Source organism: Aeromonas sp. ZOR0001 (assembly GCF_000801015.1).
In the GTDB taxonomy this organism is placed as follows: domain Bacteria; phylum Pseudomonadota; class Gammaproteobacteria; order Enterobacterales; family Aeromonadaceae; genus Aeromonas; species Aeromonas veronii.
In genome coordinates this window covers 41045-47411 of the sequence record NZ_JRJY01000038.1, presented here as the reverse complement: position 1 = coordinate 47411, position 6367 = coordinate 41045, and the positions used below count along the sequence as shown (strand labels likewise).

General features: G+C 61.8%; 6 protein-coding genes. 3 read left to right on the top strand and 3 right to left on the bottom strand.

All coding sequences use genetic code 11. The features are described 5' to 3' along the window. A partial coding sequence (locus L972_RS05310; protein ID WP_047436355.1) for an AMP-dependent synthetase/ligase occupies positions 1-1044 on the bottom strand: 1044 nt, incomplete at its 3' end. Positions 1045-1271: 227 nt separating this feature from the next. On the opposite strand from L972_RS05310, the gene L972_RS05305 reads away from it, so the two are divergent. Beyond that, positions 1272-1775 carry a hypothetical protein gene (locus L972_RS05305; RefSeq protein WP_407060768.1) on the top strand — a complete coding sequence of 168 codons (504 nt, stop codon included), beginning with the start codon at positions 1272-1274 and terminating at the stop codon, positions 1773-1775. A 38-nt stretch (positions 1776-1813) separates the two neighbouring features. Here the strand turns inward: L972_RS05305 and rimI are convergent, their stop codons facing one another. Further along, positions 1814-2263, bottom strand: coding sequence for a ribosomal protein S18-alanine N-acetyltransferase (gene rimI, locus L972_RS05300; RefSeq protein WP_047436349.1), 450 nt, complete (start codon positions 2261-2263; stop codon positions 1814-1816). A 118-nt stretch (positions 2264-2381) separates the two neighbouring features. Further along, positions 2382-2816, bottom strand: coding sequence for a DNA polymerase III subunit psi (locus L972_RS05295; protein WP_047436345.1), 435 nt, complete (start codon positions 2814-2816; stop codon positions 2382-2384). Positions 2817-3130: 314 nt separating this feature from the next. On the opposite strand from L972_RS05295, the gene L972_RS05290 reads away from it, so the two are divergent. Both L972_RS05290 and viaA read left to right on the top strand, forming a co-directional pair. Beyond that, the gene (locus L972_RS05290; RefSeq protein ID WP_047436342.1) at positions 3131-4744 is read left to right on the top strand and encodes an ATPase RavA domain-containing protein; all 1614 of its coding nucleotides are present in this window, start codon (positions 3131-3133) and stop codon (positions 4742-4744) included. A gap of 9 nt (positions 4745-4753) precedes the next feature. Further along, positions 4754-6208: an ATPase RavA stimulator ViaA gene (gene viaA / locus L972_RS05285; protein ID WP_047436339.1), complete on the top strand. Its 1455-nt coding sequence runs from the start codon at positions 4754-4756 to the stop codon at positions 6206-6208. The last annotated feature ends 159 nt before the right edge of the window (positions 6209-6367 follow it).

Below are 6367 nucleotides of genomic sequence, written 5' to 3'. Positions count from 1 at the left end.
CGCCACCGGCAGGAAGCGGGTGCGGCCGCCAAAGCGGGCGCGCAGCTTGCGAAACACCAGTCGCTCGGCGAGCCAGAGCTGGCCGTAGAGCAGCGGGGAAGCGGACTTGCCCGCCTGACGGGTGGCAACCATCTGTTTTCCGACCTTGGTCGCCCAGCCAAACAGGGCGCGACGCAGAGCCGGAGCCTGAGCGACTTTGGCCTGGATCATGGCGTAGGCCTTCTCGTAGAGGCGCGGCACGGCACACATCACGGTCGGCTGCACCTCGCCAATCACATCCATCACCTTCTGCGGATCGCGGATATAGACGTTCTCGGCACCGCAGTAGAGCACGTAGTAGCTCCATGCCCGCTCGAACACGTGGCTGAGCGGCAGCATGCAGAGCGACACATCCTGCTCGTTCAGATCGAGGCGGCTGTTGTGCATCTCGAAACAGGCGGCGATGTTGCTGAAGTCGAGCATCACTCCCTTGGGCTCGCCTGTGGTGCCGGAGGTGTAGATCAGGGTCAGCAGATCATCCATCCGGTACTGGGTTTCCCGTACTCGCAGCTCTTGCTCGCTGGGCTGATGGTTGCCGGAGACCAGAAATGTCTGGAAGTGACTCGCCTGCTCGCAGCCGCGCAGGTTGACGTTGCCATCGAGGGCGATGAGCTGGCGGATCTCGCCGCTTTCAATCAGTTGCAGCGCCTGATCGAACTGGGGTTGTTCGCCAACGAACAGTACCTTGATGCCGGCATCTTTGACGATGTAGCGCAGCTGATCGAGCGTACTGGTGGGGTAGATAGGGACGCTGACACCGCGGGCGGCAAGGATGCCGAGATCGGCCTGGGTCCACTCCGGCATGTTGCGGGCATAGATGCCGACCATTTCGGTTGGCTGGTGGCCGGCACGGATCAGCGCCTGTGCGCAGTAGTCCATGGCCTGGCCCAGAGTACGCCAGCCGATGGCGCGCCACTGGCCATCTTGCTGAACCCGCAGGGCAGCCTTGTTGCCAAGCTGGGCAATACGTTCACGCATCAGTCGAACCAGATGAAGCTTCGGCATCAGTTAAACATCCTTTAATTACAGTTGTACGCCCGCGAGGGCACTAAAAATCGGGCTAGAGTTTAAACTCCAATATTACGGCTTACAAGTGTTCGCTGTTTGTCTTGGATCACAAAGAGCGCAAATAGCTCTCCCTTTGCGCAGACTGGCCGATACTGCTAGGAGGCAGAGAGAGGGTTAACGATATGAATCTGTGGGTGAAAGGGGCGTTGGCCGCGGTCGGGCTGATGGTGGTGGGGGGCGCTGCGTTTTGGTTCTTTGCCGGAACGTCATCACAGGGGCCCGCCAATCCCTGGTATCAGGGGGCCGAGGGGTATCAGCAGGCGCAGCAACAGGCGCTGGCGTTGGGCTATCCGCTGCTCTATGTGCTGGAGGCCCCCAAGTGCCGCCGCTGCGGCGATCTGGAGAAGAAATTCTGGCAGAGCAAGGAGATGGCTGGCCCGCTTGCCCGGCTGGTGAAGGTGCGGCTCAACCCGGGCAAGGGGGATGGCAGCGAGCAGATCCTGCGCCGCTTTCCCAAAGTCGCCACGCCGCCCGGCATCTATATCCAGCAGCCGGGCCAGCCCCTCAGACCCATCAAGATAGTGGTGGATATCGACCAGATCTGGATGCCGGGAAAAACCTGGCAGCGTGGCTTCTATATGCCGCTCTCCGGTGCCGGATTCGAGGCGGTGGTACATACCACTCTGGCCTTGCAGGATCCCGCGCTGGACAACGCCCCCCTCGATTGAGGGGGGACAAAAGGCTTGGGCGCGACTTACAGGCTGGATCAGCCGAAATCGAACAGTCGCGACATCAACACCGCATCTTCCCTGTCGTTGCCGGTGCCGTAGTAGTCGGCGCGGCGGCAATACTCGGCAAAACCGGCACTCTCGTAGAGGTTGATGGCGGTCTGGTTACCGGCCCGTACCTCGAGAAACCAGGCCTCTGCCCCGGCTTGTTTGCTGCGCGCCAGATAGGCCTGCAACAGCACCCGCCCCAACCCCTTGCCCTGAAACGCCGGATGCACGCAGATATTCATCAGCGAGCTGTCACCGGCCACCAGATCCGAGATATAGAAGCCCGCCGGGCGGCCATCGACCAGCATCAAACCGTTGAGATAGCGAGGACCGAAGCAGGAGAGCAGGTTGGCCTCACTCCACGGCTCCTTGTGAGCGGCTTGCTCGATGGGGTAGACAAGGTCGAAATCGCTCTCGAGCAGGGGACGAAACTCAGGCATGGGGGCTCCGGATGGCAAGATGTTGGGCGCTGGGGTTAGCAGAGGTTGCAGAGGCGGCATTTGTAAAATCAGGTAAAAAGAGCGGCATCACAGTGGGTCTTGGCGACATGATGCAGGATCACGCCGTGTTGGCCGCAAGGTGCTGGCGCAGCTGTTGCCACAGGGCGCGCTTTTGCGCGGCGCTGGGGGCGAGCGGGCAGATCAGCGCATTTGGCCGCGCGGGGTTGGCCTCCGTCAGCCAGAGCAGAGGGGAGGCGCCCGCCGTTTGCAGATCGGCAGGTGGCAGCTCGCTGAGCAGTGAGACCTCGTCGGGGGTCATGCCGAGCAACTGGCAGATATCCGCCAGCAGCGTGGTGGCAGGCAGCTGAGGCGCCAGCAACCAGAGTTTGCCGCTGGGCAGCGGAGCGCGGGTGGCCGGTGCTGTCTGGTCGGGCTGCACGGCATCTTGCGCAAGCTCGGGAGCGGGTGCTGCACCCAGCAATGCCGGACGACGCAGTTGCCAGCTTTGAATGCCCATGCGGGCCAACATGCTCTGACGAACGGGATCTTGCATTTGAGGCGACTCACTCTTGATCTGCATTGGGGAAAATTGTGTTGCGCAGGGTACACTCGAACCGCTTTTGCTGCACCCTTTGCAACGCATCATCTGGCGCATGCGGGCATGGTGCTCATCACGACACTGGCTATGCATGGGCGCAGCACGCTGCCGATACGGTATCACGCCGACCTTGCGTTTTTCCCTGCCAGAGGCGGGTATTGTGCGGCAAGAGATACCAGAATAAACATCATAACAAGACAAAACCCAAGGTCGAGCAAATGGATATCGCGCCTTGGGGCTAACATCATCCCAGCTTCGGAACACTCTCTATGTCGTCTTTAGCTCAAGCCCAGAATCCTGCGCGTCTTATTCCCATCCAGGAGCGGCTGCCCCGGCTGCTGGCCGCCCTCGGTGAGGGGCTCTACGAACGGCAGGATGCCCTGCGCCTCGGTCTGCTGGCGGCCCTCAGTGGCGAGAGTGTCTTCTTGCTGGGGCCACCCGGTATTGCCAAGAGCCTGATTGCCCGCCGCCTCAAGCTGGCCTTTCACGACGCCCGCCACTTTGAATACCTGATGACCCGTTTCAGTACGCCGGAGGAGGTGTTTGGCCCCCTCTCCATTCAGGCGCTGAAAGAGGATGGCAAATACCTGCGCCTCACCACAGGTTATCTGCCGGAGGCCGAAGTGGTGTTCCTCGACGAGATCTGGAAGGCGGGCCCTGCCATCCTCAACACCCTGCTCACCGCCATCAACGAGCGGCAGTTTCGCAACGGAGACAGCCAGCACCCCATCCCGATGCGCTTGCTGGTGACTGCCTCCAACGAGCTGCCGGCGCCGGACAGCGGGCTGGAAGCGCTCTACGACCGGATGCTGGTGCGGATCTGGATGGACCGGGTGCAGGAGAAAGCCAACTTTCAATCCATGCTGGCCAGCGATGGTCACGCCCACCAGAACTTGCCGGAATCCCTGCAGATCCGGGGGGATGAGTATGAGCAGTGGCAGAGCCAGATTGAACAGGTGCGCCTGCCGGATGCCTGTTTCGAGCTTATCTATCAGCTGCGCCAGCAGCTCGACAGTCAGCTGGCCCATCGCTGCTATGTGTCGGATCGCCGCTGGAAGAAGGCGGTTCGGCTCATCAAGGCGAGTGCCTTCTTCAATGGCCGCGATGAGGTCGCGCCGGTAGATCTGCTGCTGTTCAAGGATTGTCTCTGGCATGACGAGGAGTCCCGCACCGCCCTGCTGGAGATGATGACCGAGTTTTCCCGCCTTTACGGCTATCAGCAACTGGCGATGACCCGTCAGCTTCTCGCCCTTCGGGATCAGTTCAAACAGCTCAAACAGAGCGTGGCCCAGCGCCTGTGCACAAAGGCCCGGCAACGCAAGCAGTGGTTTGGCCGGCGGGCCCGGGGTATCGAGATCCCGCTTGCCAATGCCAGACCCTTTGGCAAGCAAGTGCACTTCCATCTGCTCACCCCGGCGCCGCTGGATGGCGGCGATCCCGAGCGTCTTACTCGCACCCTGGTGTTCGATCGCACCTTGCTCTCCCATTGGCATCCCACCGGTGAGGCGCTGGTGGGTTATGAGTTCGGCAACCCGAAAGAAGGCCATTACGAGCTGGTGCTGGACGATGAGCTACGGCTGCAGGTGCTCGATATCCAGCGCCAGCAGATCCCGCTGGTTTTGATGGAGCGCAACGCCATCCCCGAGGTGGTGCTGGCGCCCTGGTTGCAGTCGCTCGACGAGCAGCTGGTTCAGGTCGGCAAGGTGATGCAGATGCTCAAGCAGCAGCGCAGCCTGTTCGAGCGTCACCAACAACACCTCTTTATCGACTCACGCTGGTTGCAGCAGGTGGAGGACAGCTTCTTCGTGCTGAACCGGGATCTCGAACTGCTGCGTAGCGAGCTGACCCAGTGGCGCGAGCGGTTGCCAAGGCTGGACGAGTAAGGAGCGCTCATGCTTGAGATCGGCATGCTGGATCTGGGGCTCCTGATTGGCGAAGGGGAGCTTGCGGGTGAGGTGGCGCTCCTGCTGGCGGCCTCGCCCAAGATTTCCGAATTTATCAAACGCTCCCCGCTACAAGGCAAGCTGCTGAAAAAGCGCCTGCAGAGTTGGGGCGAGCAGCTTGGTGAGGAGATCCGTCACAAGCCGGTGCCGGTGGCGCTGGAGCAGGAGTACCAGCTCTATCAGGCGCATCGGCAACTGCCGATGACCGAGCTGATTGGTCGCCTGCCCGGCTTGCTGGAGTCGCTGGAGCAGTACAGCCCCTTCGCCGGTGAGGCCCGCTCCTTGGTGCGCCAGCTGACGGCCCACCCCACCGAGGGGCTGCGCCAGCTCTTTATCGACAAGTGGCGCGCCAGTCTGGTGGGGAGCCTGCTGCAACTGCAGCAGCAGATCGCCGAAGCGGAGCGGGAGAAGCAGCGTCAGGAGATTGAAGATCAGCTGCTGGCGAGCCGCACCCTGGCCGATGCCCTCGACTCCAACCAGATCTCCGCTGGTGGTTTGTGGGATCTGGCGCAGGGGCACTGGCACAAGCGCAGTCTGGTGCTGGTCAAGCAGTACGCCCGCATGTTGCAGCGCGAGCCCTTGCTGGCGGAGATTGCCGGTCTGCTCGGGCGCAGCGAGCGGGATCGGCGGGCGCAGGAGCAACCTGTGCCGCCGGTTCAGGTGCTGGAGCTGGAGCCCGCTCCCAGCGACGATGTGCCGGACGATCTGGTGGGGATCCATCAGGCCAGCGATCTGATGCGGTTATTGCCAAGTGAAGCTGTGATGCTGGGGCTGCCGGAGCTGGAGCTGGAGTTCTATCGCCGCTATCTGGAGCGGCGCCTGCTCAGCTACCAGTCACGTGGCACCTTGCCGCGTCAGCGCATCATGCTGCGCACTCCGGAGCAGGGGGGGCAGCAGTTGCAGCAGCGAGGCCCCTTTATCGTCTGCGTCGATACTTCCGGCTCCATGGGGGGATATCCCGAGGAGTGTGCCAAGGCGCTGTTTCTGGCGCTGCTCAAGGTGGCGATGGATGAGAAGCGCGGCTGCTACCTGATGCTCTTCTCCACCGAGGTGGCGACCCTCGAGATCACCGCGGATACCGGTCTGGACAAGGCGGAGCGCTTCCTCTCCATGAGTTTTCACGGCGGTACCGATCTGGTGCCTTGTCTGGAGAAGGCGCTGGCCAAGCTCGATGATCCCGCTTTTGCCAAGGCGGATGTGCTGGTCATCTCCGACTTTATCGCCCAGAGTCTGCCTCATTCCCTGCTCGATCAGATGAACCGCTATCGCCAGCGCCAGACCCGTTTTCACGCCGTCGCCATGTCCCGCCACGCCAAGCAGGCGCTGCTGCGGGTATTTGACAACAGCTGGCTGCTCGATTGCGGCCTGCGTGGTCGGCTGCTGCGGCGCTGGCAGCATCTGTGACGATATAGAGGACACAAGTTGGGCATCTGATTGCGATTTTCCCCCTCCCTGATTCGGCCGGCGCTCACCCTGACTCGACGATGATTCGCTACTGTGGGTCCGGTGGACATATCTTTGGGCTTCCTGCGGTGGCGCTTCCCTTTACAACGGTGGTGGCAG